Annotated in this window: 1 pseudogene; it reads left to right on the top strand. The window is 56.8% G+C overall.

The window, feature by feature from the left end:
- Positions 1-230, top strand: a pseudogene (locus tag R0J92_RS23530) (peptide ABC transporter ATP-binding protein); the annotation flags it as partial.
- Positions 231-266 lie beyond the last annotated feature (36 nt).

Raw genomic sequence — 266 nt, 5'->3', positions numbered from 1 at the left:
CCTATGTCTTCATCAGCCATGACCTTTCGGTCGTGCGCTATATCGCCGATGAGGTGATGGTGATGTATTTCGGTGAGGTGGTTGAATACGGTTCGCGCGACGACGTATTCAACAATCCGCAGCACGATTATACGAAGAAGCTCTTCGCCGCGACGCCGCGTGCGGATGTGGATGCCATCAAGGCTCGCGTGGAAGCGCGCGCTGCTGCTAGACAGGCCGCCCATAGCTGACACGCATACTGCGCAGCCTGAAATTCGAAAGCCGCA

This window comes from Tritonibacter sp. SIMBA_163 (genome assembly GCF_046535935.1).
GTDB lineage: Bacteria > Pseudomonadota > Alphaproteobacteria > Rhodobacterales > Rhodobacteraceae > Epibacterium > Epibacterium scottomollicae.
This window is presented reverse-complemented; position numbering and strand designations above follow the sequence as displayed.